General features: G+C 65.1%; 18 protein-coding genes. 7 read left to right on the top strand and 11 right to left on the bottom strand.

Features of this window, described 5'->3' with window-relative positions; translation table 11 throughout:
- Positions 1–254 precede the first annotated feature (254 nt).
- On the top strand, positions 255–1,787 hold the full coding sequence (istA, locus tag WDM24_RS27410) for an IS21 family transposase (RefSeq protein WP_422389058.1): 1,533 nt from the start codon (positions 255–257) through the stop codon (positions 1,785–1,787).
- The gene (gene istB / locus WDM24_RS27415; protein ID WP_176535476.1) at positions 1,784–2,626 is read left to right on the top strand and encodes an IS21-like element helper ATPase IstB; all 843 of its coding nucleotides are present in this window, start codon (positions 1,784–1,786) and stop codon (positions 2,624–2,626) included. Before istA ends, istB begins: the two co-directional genes overlap by 4 nt.
- 75 nt (positions 2,627–2,701) lie before the next feature.
- Here the strand turns inward: istB and WDM24_RS27420 are convergent, their stop codons facing one another.
- On the bottom strand, positions 2,702–2,899 hold the full coding sequence (locus tag WDM24_RS27420; protein WP_338827945.1) for a hypothetical protein: 198 nt from the start codon (positions 2,897–2,899) through the stop codon (positions 2,702–2,704).
- Positions 2,900–3,501: 602 nt separating this feature from the next.
- Here WDM24_RS27420 and WDM24_RS27425 point away from each other — a divergent pair.
- Complete coding sequence (locus WDM24_RS27425; RefSeq protein ID WP_338827946.1) at positions 3,502–3,708, top strand: hypothetical protein; 207 nt, start codon at positions 3,502–3,504, stop codon at positions 3,706–3,708.
- Between the two features lie 75 nt (positions 3,709–3,783).
- Here WDM24_RS27425 and WDM24_RS27430 read toward each other — a convergent pair whose 3' ends face one another.
- The 3 genes from WDM24_RS27430 to WDM24_RS27440 form a co-directional block, all read right to left on the bottom strand.
- Positions 3,784–4,014 carry a hypothetical protein gene (locus WDM24_RS27430; RefSeq protein ID WP_166207085.1) on the bottom strand — a complete coding sequence of 77 codons (231 nt, stop codon included), beginning with the start codon at positions 4,012–4,014 and terminating at the stop codon, positions 3,784–3,786.
- 95 nt (positions 4,015–4,109) lie between these two features.
- Positions 4,110–4,412, bottom strand: coding sequence for a hypothetical protein (locus WDM24_RS27435; RefSeq protein WP_338690785.1), 303 nt, complete (start codon positions 4,410–4,412; stop codon positions 4,110–4,112).
- A gap of 74 nt (positions 4,413–4,486) precedes the next feature.
- Positions 4,487–4,618 (bottom strand): hypothetical protein, encoded by a 132-nt coding sequence (locus WDM24_RS27440; protein ID WP_029085458.1) that lies wholly within the window; start codon positions 4,616–4,618, stop codon positions 4,487–4,489.
- A 155-nt stretch (positions 4,619–4,773) separates the two neighbouring features.
- Between WDM24_RS27440 and WDM24_RS27445 the strand changes: the two genes are divergently transcribed.
- A complete protein-coding gene (locus tag WDM24_RS27445) occupies positions 4,774–6,249 on the top strand; it encodes an amidase (RefSeq protein WP_338827947.1) in 1,476 nt (491 codons plus the stop codon).
- A gap of 45 nt (positions 6,250–6,294) precedes the next feature.
- Entirely contained in the window at positions 6,295–6,756 is a 462-nt protein-coding gene (locus WDM24_RS27450) for a PaaI family thioesterase (RefSeq protein ID WP_338827949.1), read from the top strand.
- Positions 6,757–6,841: 85 nt separating this feature from the next.
- Here the strand turns inward: WDM24_RS27450 and WDM24_RS27455 are convergent, their stop codons facing one another.
- From WDM24_RS27455 to WDM24_RS27470, 4 genes are all read right to left on the bottom strand, one after another.
- Complete coding sequence (locus WDM24_RS27455; RefSeq protein ID WP_338827951.1) at positions 6,842–7,135, bottom strand: HdeA/HdeB family chaperone; 294 nt, start codon at positions 7,133–7,135, stop codon at positions 6,842–6,844.
- 199 nt (positions 7,136–7,334) lie between these two features.
- Entirely contained in the window at positions 7,335–9,356 is a 2,022-nt protein-coding gene (locus WDM24_RS27460; protein WP_338827952.1) for a pyrroloquinoline quinone-dependent dehydrogenase, read from the bottom strand.
- 72 nt (positions 9,357–9,428) lie between these two features.
- Complete coding sequence (locus WDM24_RS27465) at positions 9,429–10,871, bottom strand: caspase family protein (RefSeq protein WP_338827954.1); 1,443 nt, start codon at positions 10,869–10,871, stop codon at positions 9,429–9,431.
- 115 nt (positions 10,872–10,986) lie between these two features.
- On the bottom strand, positions 10,987–11,217 hold the full coding sequence (locus WDM24_RS27470) for a hypothetical protein (RefSeq protein ID WP_166207121.1): 231 nt from the start codon (positions 11,215–11,217) through the stop codon (positions 10,987–10,989).
- Positions 11,218–11,398: 181 nt separating this feature from the next.
- On the opposite strand from WDM24_RS27470, the gene WDM24_RS27475 reads away from it, so the two are divergent.
- Together WDM24_RS27475 and WDM24_RS27480 are read left to right on the top strand one after the other, a co-directional pair.
- Positions 11,399–11,830, top strand: a complete 432-nt coding sequence (locus WDM24_RS27475) for a hypothetical protein (RefSeq protein WP_338827956.1) — start codon at positions 11,399–11,401, stop codon at positions 11,828–11,830.
- Between the two features lie 143 nt (positions 11,831–11,973).
- A complete protein-coding gene (locus WDM24_RS27480) occupies positions 11,974–13,158 on the top strand; it encodes a GNAT family N-acetyltransferase (RefSeq protein ID WP_338827958.1) in 1,185 nt (394 codons plus the stop codon).
- A 65-nt stretch (positions 13,159–13,223) separates the two neighbouring features.
- Here the strand turns inward: WDM24_RS27480 and WDM24_RS27485 are convergent, their stop codons facing one another.
- The 3 genes from WDM24_RS27485 to WDM24_RS27495 are packed head-to-tail and all read right to left on the bottom strand — an operon-like array spanning position 13,224 to position 18,173.
- Complete coding sequence (locus tag WDM24_RS27485) at positions 13,224–14,693, bottom strand: HlyD family type I secretion periplasmic adaptor subunit (protein ID WP_166298180.1); 1,470 nt, start codon at positions 14,691–14,693, stop codon at positions 13,224–13,226.
- Positions 14,693–16,870, bottom strand: a complete 2,178-nt coding sequence (locus WDM24_RS27490) for a type I secretion system permease/ATPase (protein WP_338827960.1) — start codon at positions 16,868–16,870, stop codon at positions 14,693–14,695. Before WDM24_RS27490 ends, WDM24_RS27485 begins: the two co-directional genes overlap by 1 nt.
- Positions 16,842–18,173 carry a glycosyltransferase gene (locus WDM24_RS27495; protein ID WP_338827961.1) on the bottom strand — a complete coding sequence of 444 codons (1,332 nt, stop codon included), beginning with the start codon at positions 18,171–18,173 and terminating at the stop codon, positions 16,842–16,844. Before WDM24_RS27495 ends, WDM24_RS27490 begins: the two co-directional genes overlap by 29 nt.
- Between the last annotated feature and the right edge of the window lie 27 nt (positions 18,174–18,200).

Here is an 18,200-nt window from a genome sequence, read left to right on the forward strand (position 1 = left end):
ACGTCAATGCTGGCACCGCGGACCAGAGTTTTCCCAGATGCTCGAACGGCCGTCAGAAGAGTGCGCGGCGGCGATCAGGGTGAGACTCCAGCGACAATCAAGGTGAGACTGCGCCGATGGGGACGGACCGAAGGGAGGGCGCAGCCCGACCGGAGGACCGTCCCCATCGGCGTCGCGCGTTTTTGGACCCGTCTGGCGGCCGGGTGCGGCTGGTGCAAGCTGTTGGTTCGTCTCGACAAGAGGGAATCGATGCCTTGCCTGGCCTCCACATCACCGACCACCAGATGAGGCTGTACATGACGTACCGACTGACACTGTCCCCCGAGGCCGCCGCGGCCAAGGCGGGGTTCTCGAAGGCAAGCGCGTATCGAATCGAGGGCGATTGTCGCCCGCCATCGCAGAAGAAGACGCCGAGGGGCCGGCGCCGGTCCGATCCGCTCGGGCAGTATTGGGACGCCGAGATCGTTCCGATCCTGAAGGCTGCGCCCGGCATCCGCGTGATCGGCGTGCTGGACGAGCTGCGCCGACGGCATCATGACTTGAACCCGAACATCCGCCGCACGCTGGAGCGGCGCATCAACGCCTGGCGGGCGCTCAACGGCCCCGAACAGGACGTGATCTTCCGCCAGCAGCACGAGCCCGGCCGCCTGGGTCTGTCCGACTTCACCGACGTGAGCGCGCTCGGTATTACCATCGCGGGTGAGCCGCTCGATCACCGGCTCTATCACTTCCGGTTGGCGTTCTCCGGCTTCGAGCATGTCCATGTCGTGCTCGGCGGCGAAAGCTTCGTCGCCCTGGCGGAGGGCTTGCAGAACGCGCTGTGGGCGCTTGGCGGCGTGCCGCGGGAGCATCGCAGCGACAGCCTGTCGGCAGCATTCCGCAATCTGGCCGCCGACGCACGGGGGGATCTGACGCAGCGCTACGCCGGGCTGATGGGCCACTATGGCATGGCGCCAACGCGCAACAATGCGGGCATCGCACATGAGAACGGCTCGATCGAGAGCGCGCACGGCCATCTCAAGCGGGCACTGGAAGATGCGCTGTTGCTGCGGGGGACGCGCGAGTTCGCCAGTCTCGATGCGTACCGGGCTTTTGTCGACGAGATTGTCGGCCGGCGCAACGCCAACCTCGCCAAGCCGATCGCGCTCGAGAAGGAGGCCTTGGCGCCGCTGCCAAAAGGCCGCACGACCGACTTCGAGGAGAAAGTGATCCCGGTGACGTCGTCAGGCGGCTTCATCCTGCGGCGCGTATTCTACACCGTGCCTTCAAGATTGATCGGCCATCGCCTGCGTGTGCGCATCTTCGACGACCGGCTCGAATGCTTCCTTGGCGTCACGCCGGTCGTGACGCTGCGGCGCGGTCGGCCTGTGTCCGAGAGCCAGGGCGGTCATGTTGTGGATTACCGGCACGTCATCCATGCCCTGCGGCGCAAGCCGATGGCGCTCCTCAATCTCGTTTATCGCGACCAACTCTTCCCGCGTGCAGCTTACAAACGTCTGTTCGAGACCTTGCGGGAGCATGGTGATGACCGGCGCGCCTGCAAGGTGACGGTCGAGCTTCTGGCGCTGGCTCACGAGCGCGCCTGCGAAGCAGAACTCGCCGAGGTGATCGCGATGGATCTGGACGCCGGACAGTTACCCGATCTTGCCGCGCTGCGCGACCGCTTCCGACCCGAGGCGGCCTCGATCCCGCGTGTCGCCGTCAAGCTGGCGCCGCTCGACGTCTACGATGAACTCGCCTCCGTCAGCGTCATGTCGGGCCGCTCGAACCTGGGAGAGGCAGCATGACCGGTATCGCTACCTCCGTCGATGCTGCCCGTGTCGAGCTGCTTCTCAATGAGCTCCGCCTGCCGGGCGTCAAGGCGATCTGGCCGAAGCTCGCCGCACAGTCGGACAAGGAAGGGTGGCCTGCCGCCCGCTTCCTCGCCGCCCTTGCCGAGCACGAGGCGGCCGATCGCACCCGCCGTCGGATCGAGCGACACATGGTGGAAGCGCGTTTGCCCGCCGGCAAGACGCTCGCCACCTTCGACTTCGAAAGCGTGCCGATGCTATCAAAGGCACAGGCGATGGCGCTCGCCGCTGGCGACGCCTGGTTGAAGGCCGGCGCCAATTTGCTCTTGTTCGGTCCACCGGGCGGCGGCAAGACCCATCTCGGCACGGCGATCGGCCTGGCTCTCGTCGAGAACGGTTGGCGCGTTCTCTTCGCGCGCACCACTGATCTGGTGCAACGGCTGCAGGTCGCGCGGCGCGAGCTGGCGCTGGAGTCCGCGATCGCCAAACTCGATCGCTATGACCTCCTGATCCTCGACGACATCACATATGTGAGCAAGGATCAGGCGGAAACCAGTGTGCTGTTCGAGTTGATCGCCGCCCGCTACGAACGACGCTCGCTGCTGATCACGGCCAATCAGCCATTTGGCGAATGGGGGCGTATCTTCCCGGACCAGGCAATGACGTTGGCTGCCATCGATCGTTTGGTCCACCACGCCACGATCCTCGAGATGAACGTCGAAAGTTACCGTCGAAAAGTTGCCCTCGATCGCAAGCGCGGTCCAGGCCGGCCACCTGTTCACACGACCCCCAACGAACTCGACAAGACTGTGATTGACGCTGGCAGCGCCGCTTGATTGTCGCGCAGCGTCAATCAACGCTTGCCAAGTAGGCGGCCAGCGTCAATTATCTCCTGACTCGGCCGCCTCGTCTCATCTTGATTGACGCGCCGCTCTCATCCTGATTGTCGCGCTATAGAAGAGGAAGCGCTGAAGCTCGCGATTGCGTTCTTCTGTATCCTGGAGCCCGACAGGCGCGCGGAGGTTTTGGCGCTCGCGGAAAAATACGCCAGAGAAGCTCCGGTTGTCGCGGATCGCGTTCACTTCACCCTGCTCGACCACGTGAGGCATGAAAGCTATCCCGCTTCCGAGCGTCTTGATCCGAAGAAATCGATGTCCTGACCGGGACGGCACCGGCAGGTAACCAGAGCCTGCGCCCGGCCATCCTGACGGCTATTGCCGCCCCTGCTCCGACCCGAGTTCCCGGTTCGAGCGGCTGACGAAGCCGGTGCGGAAAGGCGGCCATCCAGCGATGGCTGACCGCAATCCGTAGTTCTCCGGGCAAGAACAAAGTTCCTGCGGCGGATGGTCCCACACACGCTGCGTGCCGCTTGGATAATCAAAGAGTTACCGACAGGCCTGACGACGCCGGACAACGGGTTTGGCACAATCTGCATAATACCTTAGTACCTCTCCTGACCCCCGAAAAAACTACGTAGCCTTCACGGGAAGACTCAAGGTTCCGCCAGTGTTCGTAACATTGGCGCGTCCAGCCGGCGCAACCTGCGCGTCGCGAGGCAGGCGATGCGGCCGGCGGACGGATCCTCTTTCAGGGTCCATCACGAGCCGCGAATGGGCGCGATGTTCACATTACCGTTTTACGGGTGTTGGTTATTGATACAACTTTTAGTTTAAGATTCGAAGACCGCCTTTCAATTGCGGAACCGGTCCAGATGATCCACAGGGGCGTCGAATTCAGTGTCACGCAGCTGGTGGCCGGCGTCTGGAGATGGCGCTTCCAGATCGGCGATCGGATCTTCACGGGCAGGACCGAGGCGAAACTCGACCTGCTGGCGATCCGCCGGGTGCAGCTGCGGATCGACCGCGAGCTGAACAAGGTCGGGCGGGGACGGACCCGCGGACGCAGCGATTGCGATTGAGGCGCAGTCTGTCCGGCAAGCGCCGGATGATTGTCTTGACGCGTTTTCTTCACGCGAACCGGCGTCGAAAACCCTCTAATCCGCGCTGGCCAGCCGCCGCATCGTGAACTCGATGTCGCCGCCAGGCAGCTCACGCCAGCTCTCGACGGCGCTCATATAGGCCGCCTTCGGGTAGCGCTTGAGAAAGTCACGCGCCCGCAGGCGGGCCTGATCACGCGGCAGGCTGAAGGTCTCGCGCAGATAGCCGTCATCCGGCTTGCGCCGCTCGGCCATCCGGCTGGCGAGATCGCGCGGACGAAACACCATTGCCGCAACTCCGGACCAACTGACGCCCCCAATATAGGCGCGGCGCCAGGAGATTCCGAGTCTGGGGGAGACGGACGAAGCCGCCCGAACCGGCGCTACTGGCTGCGCTGCGCCGAGCCTGCCGGCTGCGTGGAGCTTCCGGTCTTGGTCTTCGGCTTGACGGGATGGGCTGTCGCCTTCGGCGCGTCGCTGCGCACGACGCCCCAGGGATCGGACGCCCCCTTGGCATCGGGAATCTTGCTGAGCGAGTCCTTGTAGGCCTTGTCGTTGACCGCGTCCCGATCCTTCTCCTCCTGGGTCTTGCTTTTGACCTCGGGCATCAGGTTGACGTTCGGCATTTGCGCATAGGCCGGCGCCGACAGCAGCACCGCAACCGCAACCGCGCACAAAACTCTCATAACAACGCTCCTTGCATTTTCAGCAGCGGTATATCACCGCAAGAAAGCCGCCGCCAAGCGCGCCTGCCCCTGCCCTAGAGATGGTCTGACTTGCAGGATTTCGGCGACTGCACCCAGTCGTCCCAGATCGGACCGCAGCGCGTGCAACCGCTCAGCGCAAGCCCGATCGCAATCACGCCGCCCAGCATCGCCAACCTGCGGAACATGTACGCCCCCACCACTGACGAGGGGCAATTGGGCTATGGAACTGGGGCATTTTCAAGCCGGGCACGGCGCTTGCACGCCGCGCACGCGCACATCGGTTTGACCAGGCGGCCGCGCAAATTACACTGCGCAACAAAGCAGAAAAGGAATCGATCAAATGACTTTGGCGATGAGCTGGGACGAATGGACGCGGCACGACGGGACGGCGCTCGCCGAGCGCGTCCGGAACGGCGAGCTAACGCCCGGGGAGCTGGCGTCCCAGGCCGCCGCCGCCATCGCCAAGGTCGATCCCGCGCTGTCGGGCGTGGTCGAGCTGTTCGACGACGTGATCGCCGATCCCGCGCGCGACGGCGCCGATCTCAACGGACCGTTCGCCGGCCTGCCCTTTCTGATGAAGGATCTCGGCCCGACATTGAAGGGACGGCTGCAGGAGATGGGCTCGCTGATGATGCGCGGCAATCGCGCGGCGGCAGACACCTTCCTGACGGCGCAGCTGCGCAAGGCCGGCCTCAATTTGATCGGCCGCACCACCACGCCGGAGTTCGGGGTCTGCAGCTCGGCCGAAAACCCCGCCGTCTATGTCACGCGCAATCCCTGGAACACCGACTACACCACCTGCGGCTCGTCGGCCGGCAGCGCGGCGATGGTCGCCGCCGGCACTGTGCCGATCGCGCATGCGACCGACGGCGGCGGCTCGATCCGGATTCCCGCTGGCGTCAACGGCAATATCGGATTGAAGGTGTCGCGCGGCGTGTTCTCGCTCGCACCGCATCTGTCCGATCTCACCGGGCTGGTCTCGATCCAGGGCTGCCAGTCGCGCACGGTGCGCGACACCGCGGCTTTCGTCGACGCCTGCCGCGGCCCGGCGCCCGGCGAGTTCATGCCGTTCTGGACTCCGGCGGAGCCCTATACGGCAATGATCGCGCGCGACCCCGGCCGGCTCAGAATAGCGCTGTCGCACAGCTGGGGCGACTATCGCGCGACGCCGCATATCACAGCCGAGCTCGCGCGGGTCGGACGCTTCCTCGAGGGCCTCGGCCATCAGGTCGATTACGCGCTGCCGTCGATCGACTACGGGGACGCCTTCGCGGCCCAGACCACCTGCTACATCAGCAATTTCGCCGTCGTGATCAGCAACATGCTCGCCGCACGCGGAATGGAGCGGCCGCCGGCGGATTTGATCGAGCCGATCAATATCCGCATCTGGGAGCATGGCAGGCACTTTAGCTTCGCCGATCGCGCCCGCATGCAGGCAACCTTCAACACGACGGCGCGCGGCTTCGGCGCCTTCTTCGAGGATTGGGACATCATCCTGACGCCGATCACGGCGCTGCCGACGCCGAAGGTCGGCACCACGGAATATCTCACCATCAGCGACAATCCGTCGGTGCTCGACTGGTTCGGCAATCTCTGGCGCAACTTCGCCTTCACGCCGCTTGCCAATCTGTGCGGCATCCCGGCGATCTCGCTGCCGCTTGCAACCAACGAGCACGGCCTGCCGCTCGGCATCCAGGCGATCGGAAAGCAGGCCGATGACGGGCTGCTGCTGCAGCTCGCCGCCCAGATCGAACGGGCGATCGACGGCAAGTGGAATGACGGCAAGCGGCCTGGCGTGCATGTCACGCGCGACTAGGCAATAAAGAGCAAGCAAGAAACCAAGCGGAGGAAACGGAACGTCATGCAGCAGGCCGGTGAATTCGGGATCGACGACGCGCGACGCGTGCTCGGCGACGTCTTTGCGCCATGGGTGCAGGACCTCAATCTGTCGATCGAGCTGTTCGACTTTGCGCCGCCCGCCGGTGGCCGTGCCGACTGGCAGCCCGGCGCCATCCTGCGCATGCCGTTTTCCGAGCGGCTGTGCCGCCAGGGCGGCATCGTCTGCGGCCAGGCGCTGATGGCGTTCGCCGACACCGCGATGGTGCTCGCCAATCTCGCGGCCAACAAGGGCTATCGTCCGATGACGACGGTCGACCAGACCACGCATTTCATGCGCGCGGCGACCGCGTCCGATGTGCTGGCCGACGCCCGTGTGGTCCGGCTCGGCCGTACCATGAGCTTCGGCCGCGTCACGCTGCTCTCCGCCACCGACAACAAGCCGGTGGCGATGGTGTCGAGCGCATTCGCGATGCTGCCGGGATAGAGCACAATCCGGAAAAGTGCGAAGCGGTTTTCCCTCGCGACAAACGCTAGGCGTTTGCGCGGGGATTAGGCTCAAACAAGAAACGTCATTTGCCGAGAACGGCCTCGGCGGCATTGACGATGCTGATCGTCGGGTTCTTTCCGCAATAGGTGCCGAACTTCTTGGCATTCTCCGCGAACACATCGGTGTCGATGATCGCCTCGTCGGAATCGCCCTTGTACCAGCCGTCCATCCAGATCAGCACCATCTTGATGGTATCGTCGCCGCCTTCGACGAACTGCTTGCAGGTCATGGTCGACAGATCGAGGACGGTGGCCTTGGCCGGCGCGGACGACAGGGCAAGCGCGACGGCAAGCATGATCGAGGCAGTGAACTTCATCGCAATCTCCATGGACAATGATCTGAAATGAACAGGTCGCCGGAAGCCCAGCGCGTCCGCTCGCGACCTCGTAAGCGAAGCATTGCAGCGAACGCAAGCATGGCATCGCGCAGATCGTTCTGCACGTCGTTTCGGTGCACGGAGTGAGAATCCGTGTCGCCGATTTGTCATGTGACGCCTCAGCGAACGCGCAGTCGAGCTACACGACCTTGACGCGCCTCCTGCGCCAGCGCCAGAACAACCCGACAAGCACGATCAGCACCGCGCCGGCCGCGACTGCCTTCGCGGCAAATCGTCCGCCGGGACGATCAATCAAGCGCGCGAGAAGCGAAACACCCTCGCCCTGACGCGGCAGGCGAAATGCGACCACGCTGTCGCCGACCGATGTGCCGGCTTCGGAATGGCCACCGGCGCCGATGACGACATATTGCTCGCCCTTCCAGAGATAGGTCATCGGATTGGCGACGCCCGGCACCGGAAGCCGGCCGAGCCACAATTGCTTGCCCGATCTGGCATCGAACGCGCGCAGATAGGCATCCATCGCACCGGTGAAGACGAGCCCGCCCGCGGTGATCGCGACGCCATTGACCAGCGGCGTGCCGGTATCGAGCGCGATGCCGAGCGGCGCGAGATCCTCGCTGGTGCCGACCGACGAATGCCAGAGGATCTTGCCAGCCTTGATATCGACCGCCACCGTCTCGCCCCACGGCGGCTTGTTGCACGGCGAACCTACCGCCGACTTCGCCAGCGCCCGCGACATCGCAAACGGCGCGCCCTCCTGCTGGCCGAAATCATGGCCGGGCGGCGGATCGAAGCCCTTGGCCTGGTCGCGCGGGATCAACGTGATGATGTGCGCCGCATGGCTGACATTGGCGTAGAGGATCTGGTTGACCGGATCGAACGCTGCGCTGCCCCAGTTCACGCCGCCGCCGGTCATCGGATAGACGATCGTGCCTTGCGTCGACGGCGGCGTGTAAAGCCCCTCGTTGCGGGATTGCGCAAGCAGCTTCTCGCAAGCCGAGCTCCCGACGCCCGGCAGCAATCCGGCGACATCATCGGCCGTCATGCGTTGCGTCAGCAGCGGCGGCACGTGGGTCGGGAACGGCTGCGTCGGCGACAGTTTCTCGCCGTCGGCGCCGTTCTGCGGCACGGCGCGCTCCTCGACCGGCCACACCGGCTTGCCGGTGTCGCGATCGAGCACGAACACAAAGCCCTGCTTGGTCGGCTGGATCACGACGTCGCGCATGCCCGAACCGGTGTCGATCCGCGCCAATGTCGGCTGCGCCGGCAGGTCGTAGTCCCAGACGTCGTGATGCACGGTCTGGAATGCCCACACGAGCTCGCCGGTCTCGATCCGCAGCGCGACGACGGAATTGGCGTGCTCATCATTGCCGGGGCGCTTGCCGCCCCAGAAATCGGGACTGGGCGATGTCGTCGGCAGGAACACCAGGCCCCGCTCCTCGTCCACCGACATCGGCGCCCAGACATTGCTGTGACCGGCCTCGATCCCGTCATGCACCAGCGGATCGAACGTCCAGCGCGGCTGGCCGGTCCGCGCATCAAAGGCCCGCACCGCGCCGAGCGGCGCATCGACCCGCCGGTTGTCGCCGATCGCGGAGCCAACCACCACCACGCCGCGCCCCGTCACCGGCGCCGACGTGATTTGAAACTCGCCGGGCCATGCCAGCTTCATGCCGGCGTCGATCTTGATCTCGCCACCGTTGCCGAAATCGGCGCAAGGCTTGCCGGTTCTGGCGTCGAGCGCGATCAGGCGCGTGTCATTGGTGCCGGTGAAGATGCGTGACTTGCAGGCCGCGCCGTCAGCCGCACGATCATCCGTCCAGTGCGCGACGCCGCGGCAGACGAAGCGGTTGGCCGGCCGCTGCGCCATGCTGATTTTCGGATCGAACCGCCATTTCTGCGCACCGGTGCCGGGATCGAGCGCGATCACCTCGTTGAACGGCGTGCAGAGGATCAGGCTGTCCTCGACCAACAGCGGCGTCACCTCGAACTTGGTCCGCTTCATGACCTCGGGCGGGCGCGCGTCGAGATCGCCGGTGCGGAATTCCCAGCCACGCACCAGCGTGCCGACATTGTCTGACGTGATCTGCGTCAGCGGCGAGAAGCGCTGTCCGCCGCGGTCACCGCCCCAATACTCCCAGGCGAGCGCCGGCTGGCTACACAGCACCACCGCGGCAACCAGGCGAAACAACGACCGCATTGCGTCCTCCCGCGAGTTGCGATCATCAAGCGTCGCATCTCATGCGGGGAAAGCGTTTACGCGATCGGCGCGTCAGTATCCACCCCTGTGATATCCGCCGCCATCATTGCCGCGATAGCCACCACGACCGCCGCCGATGCCAATTCCGATTCCTATTCCGACAGGCGGCCCGACAGGCTCGTCGACCACGGCAGGAGGCGGACGGCGCGCCACCACGACGTCGTCCTCGACCACGACGCGCGGCGGGCGCTTGCCTGCGCGCCGCGGCGGATCGGGATCGACGCGCTTCTTGGCCGGCGCATCGGCCTTCTGCAACTGCGGCGGCGCGGCGTTGCAGGGACAGGTCGGCGCCGCCAGCGCGACATTCGTCGCGGGCACACTGACCGCAGCGGCCGGCGTCAGATCGGGACGATAGCGCAGCCGTTCGATCATCTTGCGCGCGGTGGCTGTAAGGTCGGTGTCAGGATATTGCGCGAGGAAGCCGCGAAAGGCCGCCGCCGTGTTGGCGAGAATGGCATCATTCCACGCCACCATCCGGCGATGCCGGTCGAGCCAGTCGCGCGCCTGCAGGCCGCGCGGCGTGCCGGCGAAGATCGCGGCGAAGGCCTCATAGGATTCGTCGGTGCCGTCGACCACGATCAACTCGCTTGCGGCCTCGATCGGCTTGCCCTGCAATTCGCGTTTCCATTCGTCGACGGTGCGTTTGGCGGCGGCGGGTTGCGGCGTGGCCGCGGGCGACGCCGAAGCCGAACCTGCCATGAAGCGGAAGTCGTCGGTGAGCGACGAGGAGTCCCATGGTGTCTGGCGGCCGTCGGTCACCTTGTACACCGCAAGGCGAACGCGCTTGAACGTGTCCTCGATCGGAATGCCCGGCTCCTTCGCCGAGGCCAGCAACGCGGTCGTATACGGGCTGTTGGCGCCGCTGCCGTCCTCGGCTTCCGCGCCCGGCGACGTCGAGAACGACACGAAGGTGCCGGGCGCGCCGACCCTGGCATCGACGATGGCAAGCCCGTGCCCCGCGGTCTTGCTGAGCTCCGGGAAAGGATTGTTGCGGCAGGCATCGAGCAGCACGATGCGCATCCGGCTCGGCACCGAGGTCAGCGTGTTCAGGATGTCGTTGAGGCGAACCGCCTGGATCGGGATGTCGGCCTCGCGCTTCGGATCGACATCGACCGGCACCAGATAGTTCTCGCCGTCGATCTGCAGGCCATGCCCGGCATAGAACACCAGCGCCACGGTGTCGGCGCCCTTCGCCGCCACCTGTCCGGCGAAGTCGCTGATCCGGGCGCGCATCTCGTCCTGCGACAGGTCAGATGCCGCCGTCACCGCAAATCCGGCATCGGTCAGCATCTGCGACATGGCGCTGGCGTCGTTGGCCGGATTGGGCAGCGCCGGCACGAACTTGTAGGCCGATTGCCCGATCACCAGCGCCAGACGGTTTTCCGCCAATGCCGGTACGGTGCCGAGCAGGATCGCAGCCGGAACGATCAGGCTGAGGAACGAACGGCGAAGCATGGCGGCCTCCGGCGGTGACGTCGGAAATGGGTCGAAAGCCGTCAGACCAAGGTTCAAGCCACGCGGCAACCGACGCCAGTTCCGCCGCAGAACTGTCGCGGGGGCCGACGAGCGCTTACTGTTTCGGCTTCTTGGCCGGATCGGCGGCCGGCTTGGTGACGCCCCAGGGATCGTATTTCTCCTTGGGTTCGGGGATGCGGTCGAGCGCGGCCTTGTAGGCCTTCTCGTCGACCTTTGGCTTCTGCTCGGTCTTCGCGTCGCCGCCCCCGCCCCCTCGCCGGCCCTGGGCCAGGGTTGGTGTCGCGACCAGCGCCAGAATGACGGCAGCAACCGTGAAGCTTTTCATGTCAGTCTCTCTCCCCCGCGGCCGCAGAAACATCCGGCAATACCGCTGCCCCAAACATAACTTGTCTCTCGACATTTGTTGATCGACAAAGCGCCGCGTGGCGCGAATTCAGCGTCACCAGGGGGGCGCAATCTGGGCCGCGGCACATTAAATTAGCTCCATGGGACAGGGACAGGTACATGTGGCGGCGCTGCTGGCCGGCGCCGCCTTGATGTTGAGTGGCTGCGGGCTGGCGGACAGCCACGCGGTGTGGCCTGAGATATTGAAGGTCAAGTCCACCGAGCCGGCGCCGCTCGAGGCGCCTCCGGATGTCAAACGGCTGGTCGCGAGCAAGCTGGATTCGGTGTTCACCGCCGGCTCACAGCCGACCCATGTGCGGGTTTCCGCCCCGCTGCACGACCCCGGCGGCACCGGCTGGACGGCGTGCGTGCAGGCCGAACTGACATCGGTGATCGGCAAGCCGCTCGGGACGCGGACCTATCGCGTGTTCATCAATAGTGGCGCGATCTTCGATCGCAGGCAGGTGGAAGCCGACGACAACTGCCTGACCGAGAATTACGAGCCGGTCGACGGCGCCGTTGCGGCGCAAGCGCAACAAAGCGCCAAACCGTGAGCCGCCCGCGACATGCTGAACGCGCGGTTAACATGACCTCTCAAATTGCCTGATGGCCTCAACGGCATTTTCCATTTCTTTCCGCTAGCGTTTCCCTGACGAACGCAGGCCGATCAGCCTCGCGCACCGGGGAAAACAGGGACGTGGCCGATATTGCTGACCAGGCAATGATCCGCCGTGCATCGCATGACGATGCCACGGAGAGGCATGTGCTGCCGCCGCTGTCGGGCGCGCCGGTCAGCGCATGGCGCGGCCTCGCCGAACGCGCGATCGAGGCCAATGGCTACTACCAGCCCGACTGGGAATTGGCGGTCGATGCCTCGGCGCGCGGCCGCACCGGCGCGTCGCTGCTCAGCGCTACCGGCGATGCCGGGCAATTGATCGGGCTGTTGCCGGTCGTTTCGATGCGGCGGATCTATCGCATTCCCCTGCCCGCGCTGGTCGGCGCCGAGCCCTATGGCACGCTGTGCACGCCGCTGCTCGACCGCGACGCCGCCGAGCAGGCGGTCGGCAAGATGCTGCAGCAGGCACGCGATGCGGGCGCGCATGCGCTGATCCTCCGCACCATGTCGCTGGAGGGCCCAGCCATGGCCGCCATCCGCGCGGTGCTCGCGCGGGACGGTTTGCAGCCGCGCCTGCTGAGCGCCTATCAGCGCGCGCAGCTCGATGCGACGCGCGATGCCGACCAATTGCTGCGCGACGCACTTGGGCCTAAGAAGCTGAAGGAGCTGCGCCGCCAGCGTCAACGCCTGGCCGACCATGGCGCGGTGCGCTTCGACGTCGCCCGCACGCCGCGAGAAGTTGCCACCGCGCTTGAGACCTTCCTGGTCCTCGAAGCCGGTGGCTGGAAGGGCCGGCGCGGCACGGCGCTCAGCCAGCATGCCGGCGATGAGGCCTTCATCCGCCGCGCGACGTCGGCAATGGCCGAAGCCGGCCGCTGCGAGATCCTCACGCTGTATGCGGGCGCGACGCCGGTCGCAGGCGGCATCGTGGTGCGCCACCAGGACCGCGCCTTCTTCTTCAAGATCGGCATCGACGAGCGCTTTGCGAAACATTCGCCCGGCGCGCAATTGACGCTGGAGCTGACGCGGCACCTCTGCGCCGATCCCGCGATCAATTCGGCCGATTCCACCGCAGCTCCCGGCCACCCCATGATCGATCCGATCTGGCGCGGCCGCTTCGCAATCGGCGACGTGCTGCTCCCGCTACGACGCCACGATCCGCTGCTACCGGCCATTCACGGCGCGCTGTCCATGCACAGGCGCGGCTACGAAGCCGTGCGTGACACTGTCAGGTGGATCCGCCAACGGCGCGCAACGCCCGGATAGCACGACGCCGCTTGCACCAGCCCGCGGATCGAAAGATTGCGCGCGACGGCCTCGGAGCGAGGTGCTCAGCGTTCCCTGAATGCCTCGGAGGCAACCTTGGTGAGCGGCGACAGCAGATAGCTGATGATACGGCGGTCGTCGGTCTTGACTTCCGCGGTCAGGGTCATGCCCGGGGTGAGCGGTATGATCACGTTATCGATCTTCATCGCCGATTCCTCCAGCGCCACCGTGACGAGGAACACAAAATTCTGCGGTTGCCCGGGAGCGCCCGGCGTGTTGGCCATCGCATTCACGGTGCTGGTGGGGTTGGCTTGCTGGCGCCGCGCCGTCTGCTCGTCGATCGCATCGTTGGCGACGTTGATGACCTTGCCATGCAGCGAGCCGAACCGGGTGAACGGGAACGTGTCGACCTTGACCACGACGTCCTGGCCGACCTTGATGAAGCCGATATCGGTGTTCGACACATAGACCTCAGCCTGCAGCCGCCCGCCATCCGGCACGATGGTCAGAAGCTGTTGGCCGGTCGTGACGACCTGGCCAAGCGTCGTGACGGCAAGCGCCTGCACGGTTCCGGAGGTCGGAGCAAGCAGCTTGGTGCGGGCCAGCTTGGTACTGGCCTTGGCATATTGCTGCACGGCGTCGTCGAGCTTTTTCTCGGCATCGGCAAGCTTCGTGCTGTTGTCGGCGATGAATGTCGCGAGATCCTTGTCCTTCTCGCCGCGCAGCTCGACGATCGCAGCCTCGGTCTCGAGCAGCTGGCCCTTGTCGCTGGCAAGCGACGAGCGTGACTTGTCCAGCGACTCCAGCGCATCGAACAGATTGATCTTGGTGCCGACCTCGAGCTTGAGCGATGCCTCGCGAACCGCCACGCGGTCCTGCAGCGTTTTGATCAGCTCGGTCTGATAGGCGATGCTCATGTTGAGGCGTTCGCGGGTCGCGTGCTTCTGCGCGATCTGCTTCTCCAGCGTCCCGATGGTCTCGGCGAGCTGGGAAAGATCTGCCGCCAGCACACGATTTTCGCGGCTGCGGAACGCAGGCGGCACGTCATCCTGCCATTCGACGTCCGCCACCGGGAACAGCGGCTTGACTGGCCAGGCCTTCGCCTGATCGATCGCCACCTTGCGGCGGGCGACCTCCGCGCGAAGCGCACTCGCCGCCTCGCTTTGCCGCCTCGCCTCGGCCTCGGCCTCGGCGGCATCAAATGCCATCAATTCCTGTCCGGCCTCGACGCGCATTCCGTTGGTCACCGACAACGAAACCACCGTGCCCGGATCAAAGGGCTGAATGAACTTGGTTTGTCCGGAAGGAACAATCTTGCCGAGCGCCACCGCATGCACGTCCAGCCTGCCGAACACCGACCAGGCTAGCGCGGCCGCCACGAAGGCGCAGATCGTGAGCATCAGCGCCACCTTGACCGGCGACGCGGGGGTTTCCAGGATCTCCAGCGCGGACGGCAGGAACTCGCGGTCGGCGCCGCGAACGTCCGACTTGAATGGAAAAAGAACCTGGCGAGCCGGTGTGACTTCCTTGCCCATCACTTTGTCCAATCATTCTGCATCGACCACAGACGGCCGTAGAGGCTGCCGCTGTTTGCGATCAGTTGGTCGTGATTTCCCTGTTCGACGATCCTGGCGTCCGACATGCCGATGATCCGGCTGCATGGCCGCACTGCGGCGAGCCGGTGCGCGATGATGATGACGGTGCGGCCCTTGGTGATGGCGCGCATGTTGTTCTGAATGATGCGCTCGCTTTCGTAGTCGAGCGCGCTGGTCGCCTCGTCGAGGATCAGGATCCGCGGGTTGGTCGCCAGCGCCCGGGCGATGGCGATGCGTTGACGCTGCCCGCCCGACAGGTTGCTGCCGCGCTCCTCGATCATCGTGTCGTAGCCCTGCGGCAGCGCCCCGATGAACTCGTCCGCGCCGCCCAGACGCGCGACGTGCATCACCTGCGCCCGCGTCATCGCCGGATTCGCCAACGCGATATTCTCGTGGATGGTGCGGTTGAACAGCAGGTTTTCCTGCAGCACGACACCGATCTGCCGGCGCAGCCAGCTTGGGTCGAGCTGCGCCACGTCCACGCCGTCAAGCAAGACCTGACCGCGCTCCGGCAAATACAGCCGCTGGATCAGCTTGGTCAGGGTCGACTTGCCCGAGCCCGAAGGCCCGACGATCCCGATCACCTCGCCAGCCTTGATCCTGAGCGAGATGTTGCGGAGAACCTCTGGACGGCCCGGCTGATAGCGGAACGACACGTCGCGCAACTCGATATCGCCTTTCGGCGGCGGCAGGGTCGGCAGGCTCGCCGGGATCGGCTCGACCGGCGTGTTGAGGATGTCGCCGAGGCGCTCGACCGACACCTGGACCTGCTGCAGATCCTGCCACAGCTGCGACAGCCGCAGGATCGGCTGCAGCACCTGGCTCGAGATCATGTTGAAGGCGATCAGTTCGCCGACGGTCATCGTCCCCGCGATCACCGCTTGCGCCCCGAACAGCAGGATCATCGCCGTGGTGAGCCTGCCGACATACTGGATCAGGTTCTGCCCGAGTGAGCCCAGCATCGACGCTTCGAAGGAGGTGCGGACATAGGCGGCCAGCCGGTCCTCCCACTCCGCCTGCATGATCGGCTCGACGCTCGCCGCCTTGAGCGTGAGGGCGCCGACGATCGACTCGACCAGGAATTGCTGGCTGCGTGCGCCGCGATTGAATTTTTCCCGGATCTTCTCGCGCAGGAACGGACGGATCAGGCCCGCGATCAGCACGTAGAGCGGCAGCGTCGCCAGCACCACGAGCGTCAGAGGCACCGAATAGAGGAACAGAACGCCGACAAAGACGAAGGTGAAGAACAAGTCGAGAAGCGACGTCAGTCCCTGGCCGGTCAGGAAGTTCCTGATGGTTTCGAGCTCGCGTACGCGCGCGATCGTCTGGCCGGTTGCGCGGGTCTCGAAATAGGCGATCGGAAGCCGGAACAGATGATGGAAAAGCCGCCGCCCGAGCTCGACATCGATGCGGTTGGTGGTGTGGCTCAAGGCATAGGTCCGCAGATATTGCAGCGTCGCCTCGAACAGGCCGAGCGACACCATCCCGACGACCAGCACGATCAGTGTCGACATGGCTTTGTGAACGAGCACCTTGTCGACCACGAGCTGGAAGAACAGTGGAGTGATCAGGCCGAAGATCTGCACGAAGAACGATGCCAGCAAGACGTGCGAGAGCACGCGCCGGTAGCGCCAGATCGACGGGAGGAACCAGCTGAAGCCGAACGTCTTCGGATTGACGCCGGCGCCGCCGGCGCGCCGCGTGATCAGGACGATGTTGCCGTCCCATTGCTGGGCCAACTGCTCGAGATCGACCTCGGCGCTGCTGCGGCGCACCGGATCGGCGAGACGGAACTGGCCGGCCTTGCCGCCTGGCGCGAGCACCAGGAAGCCGCCTTCCTTGAGCCCGATGACGGCCGGCAAGGGACAGCTGGTGAGGCGCTTCACCGTGGCATTGGCGATCCAGCGCGCCTTCAGCTCCAGGCGCTTTGCGGCCGCAACGAGGTCCGCGGACTCAGCGAGCCGTCCGGCCAGTCCCAGCTCGTGGCCGAGTTGCCGGGGATCGGCGGCGATGCGGAAATAGCCCGCCACCAAGGCCACGGAATACAGGCCGGTATCGACCTTCTCGACCGACGCCGGAGCGTCGTCGTTATCGCGGATTGCTGATTGCAACGTCATGACTATCCCTTGCTACAACCGCAAAACCGCTCTCAACACCGAGGACGCGCCCGACGCCGTCCTTTGCCGGTTTGCCGCGTCTGGCCGGATCGAACTGCCGGACAAACTCCGCCCATTCCGGCAGGCAGCGCCGTTTCAGGTCGTACCGATCGACGATCGTGCGGCGCGCGGCCTCCCGCAGGCTCCGGAACTGCGACGGCGCGGCCAGCGCCTCGATCGTGAGTTCGGCCAGCCTTTCTGAATCGAAGAAATTGACCAGCAGACCGTTCTCACCATCGACAATCACCTCTTCCACCGGCGCCGTCTTCGAGGCGATCACCAGCGCGCCGGCGCTCATCGCCTCCAGCATCGACCAGGACAGCACGAACGGATAGGTCAAATACAGGTGCGCGCTTGATATCTGCATCAGCGCAACGAACCTGTCGTACGGTATCGATCCGACAAAATGCACCCGATCGAGCGGCAGCGAATCCTGTACCTCTTCCAGGAAGATGTTCTTCCAGCTGCGGCCGTCCCTCGGCTTCGGTCCATACGAGGCGCCGTCGCCTCCGACGATCACGACCTGGGCGTTTTTCCGCTCTTCGAGGATCGCCGGCAGCGATCGCATGAAGATATGATAGCCCCGATAGGGCTCGAGATTGCGGTTGACGAAGGTGATGACTTCGTCCTGCAGGCCGAGCGACCGGCCGTTCGGCAGGACAAAGGTCGCCGCCGGATCGGGCGCCACCATGTCGGTGTCGATGCCCTCGTGCAGCACCTGGATCTTGGATTGCAGATGCGAGGGGTATCGCATCTTTTGCCACTGCGTCGGAGCGACCGCGGCGTCGGCGTCCGTCATCGCGAGCAGGATCGGCGCATTGCTCAAGCGCGCGGCAAAGCGCTCGTTGAATGACAATGTCGAGTGAAACTCGGGATCGAAACCGATATTCGCCCCGTCGGCCGAATAGTAGAACTCGGCATGGACGGCGAGCCTTGCAGACGGCCAGACATCGCGCACCGCCAGCGTTTCGCCCCAGCCGACATGGCCGAAAACCAGATCGGGCACGAACCCCTGCTCTCGCAACTTCAGCATCTCATCGGCGGCATGCCGCGCCCGCACCACGTGCTGCGAGAAGGAAGCCGCCAGCGGCGACGGTTTGCCGACATTCGCGTCATTGAAACGGTAGCGCCGGACCGGCACGATTTCCGGCCTGGTGTTGCGACTGTCGCAAAGCGCCAGGACCTGGTCGCCGGAGCGCTTCAGGAGCTGAGCAATGTGCCTGAATTGCGCTGGAAAATTCTGGTGGATGAAAAGAATGCGCATGACAATCGGGGTTCGGGGTTGAGGTGC

Origin of the sequence: Bradyrhizobium sp. 27S5, assembly GCF_037217225.1 — a bacterium.
Classification (GTDB): domain Bacteria; phylum Pseudomonadota; class Alphaproteobacteria; order Rhizobiales; family Xanthobacteraceae; genus Bradyrhizobium; species Bradyrhizobium septentrionale.

Excerpts from the sequence above, each read along its gene's own strand:
- istB (WP_176535476.1), top strand. The coding sequence starts at position 1,784 with ATGACCGGTATCGCTACCTCCGTCGATGCTGCCCGTGTCGAGCTGCTT.
- WDM24_RS27420 (WP_338827945.1), bottom strand. The coding sequence starts at position 2,899 with ATGCCTCACGTGGTCGAGCAGGGTGAAGTGAACGCGATCCGCGACAAC.
- WDM24_RS27425 (WP_338827946.1), top strand. The coding sequence starts at position 3,502 with ATGATCCACAGGGGCGTCGAATTCAGTGTCACGCAGCTGGTGGCCGGC.
- WDM24_RS27430 (WP_166207085.1), bottom strand. The coding sequence starts at position 4,014 with ATGGTGTTTCGTCCGCGCGATCTCGCCAGCCGGATGGCCGAGCGGCGC.
- WDM24_RS27435 (WP_338690785.1), bottom strand. The coding sequence starts at position 4,412 with ATGAGAGTTTTGTGCGCGGTTGCGGTTGCGGTGCTGCTGTCGGCGCCG.
- WDM24_RS27440 (WP_029085458.1), bottom strand. The coding sequence starts at position 4,618 with ATGTTCCGCAGGTTGGCGATGCTGGGCGGCGTGATTGCGATCGGGCTT.
- WDM24_RS27445 (WP_338827947.1), top strand. The coding sequence starts at position 4,774 with ATGACTTTGGCGATGAGCTGGGACGAATGGACGCGGCACGACGGGACG.
- WDM24_RS27450 (WP_338827949.1), top strand. The coding sequence starts at position 6,295 with ATGCAGCAGGCCGGTGAATTCGGGATCGACGACGCGCGACGCGTGCTC.
- WDM24_RS27455 (WP_338827951.1), bottom strand. The coding sequence starts at position 7,135 with ATGAAGTTCACTGCCTCGATCATGCTTGCCGTCGCGCTTGCCCTGTCG.
- WDM24_RS27460 (WP_338827952.1), bottom strand. The coding sequence starts at position 9,356 with ATGCGGTCGTTGTTTCGCCTGGTTGCCGCGGTGGTGCTGTGTAGCCAG.
- WDM24_RS27465 (WP_338827954.1), bottom strand. The coding sequence starts at position 10,871 with ATGCTTCGCCGTTCGTTCCTCAGCCTGATCGTTCCGGCTGCGATCCTG.
- WDM24_RS27470 (WP_166207121.1), bottom strand. The coding sequence starts at position 11,217 with ATGAAAAGCTTCACGGTTGCTGCCGTCATTCTGGCGCTGGTCGCGACA.
- WDM24_RS27485 (WP_166298180.1), bottom strand. The coding sequence starts at position 14,693 with ATGGGCAAGGAAGTCACACCGGCTCGCCAGGTTCTTTTTCCATTCAAG.
- WDM24_RS27490 (WP_338827960.1), bottom strand. The coding sequence starts at position 16,870 with ATGACGTTGCAATCAGCAATCCGCGATAACGACGACGCTCCGGCGTCG.
- WDM24_RS27495 (WP_338827961.1), bottom strand. The coding sequence starts at position 18,173 with ATGCGCATTCTTTTCATCCACCAGAATTTTCCAGCGCAATTCAGGCAC.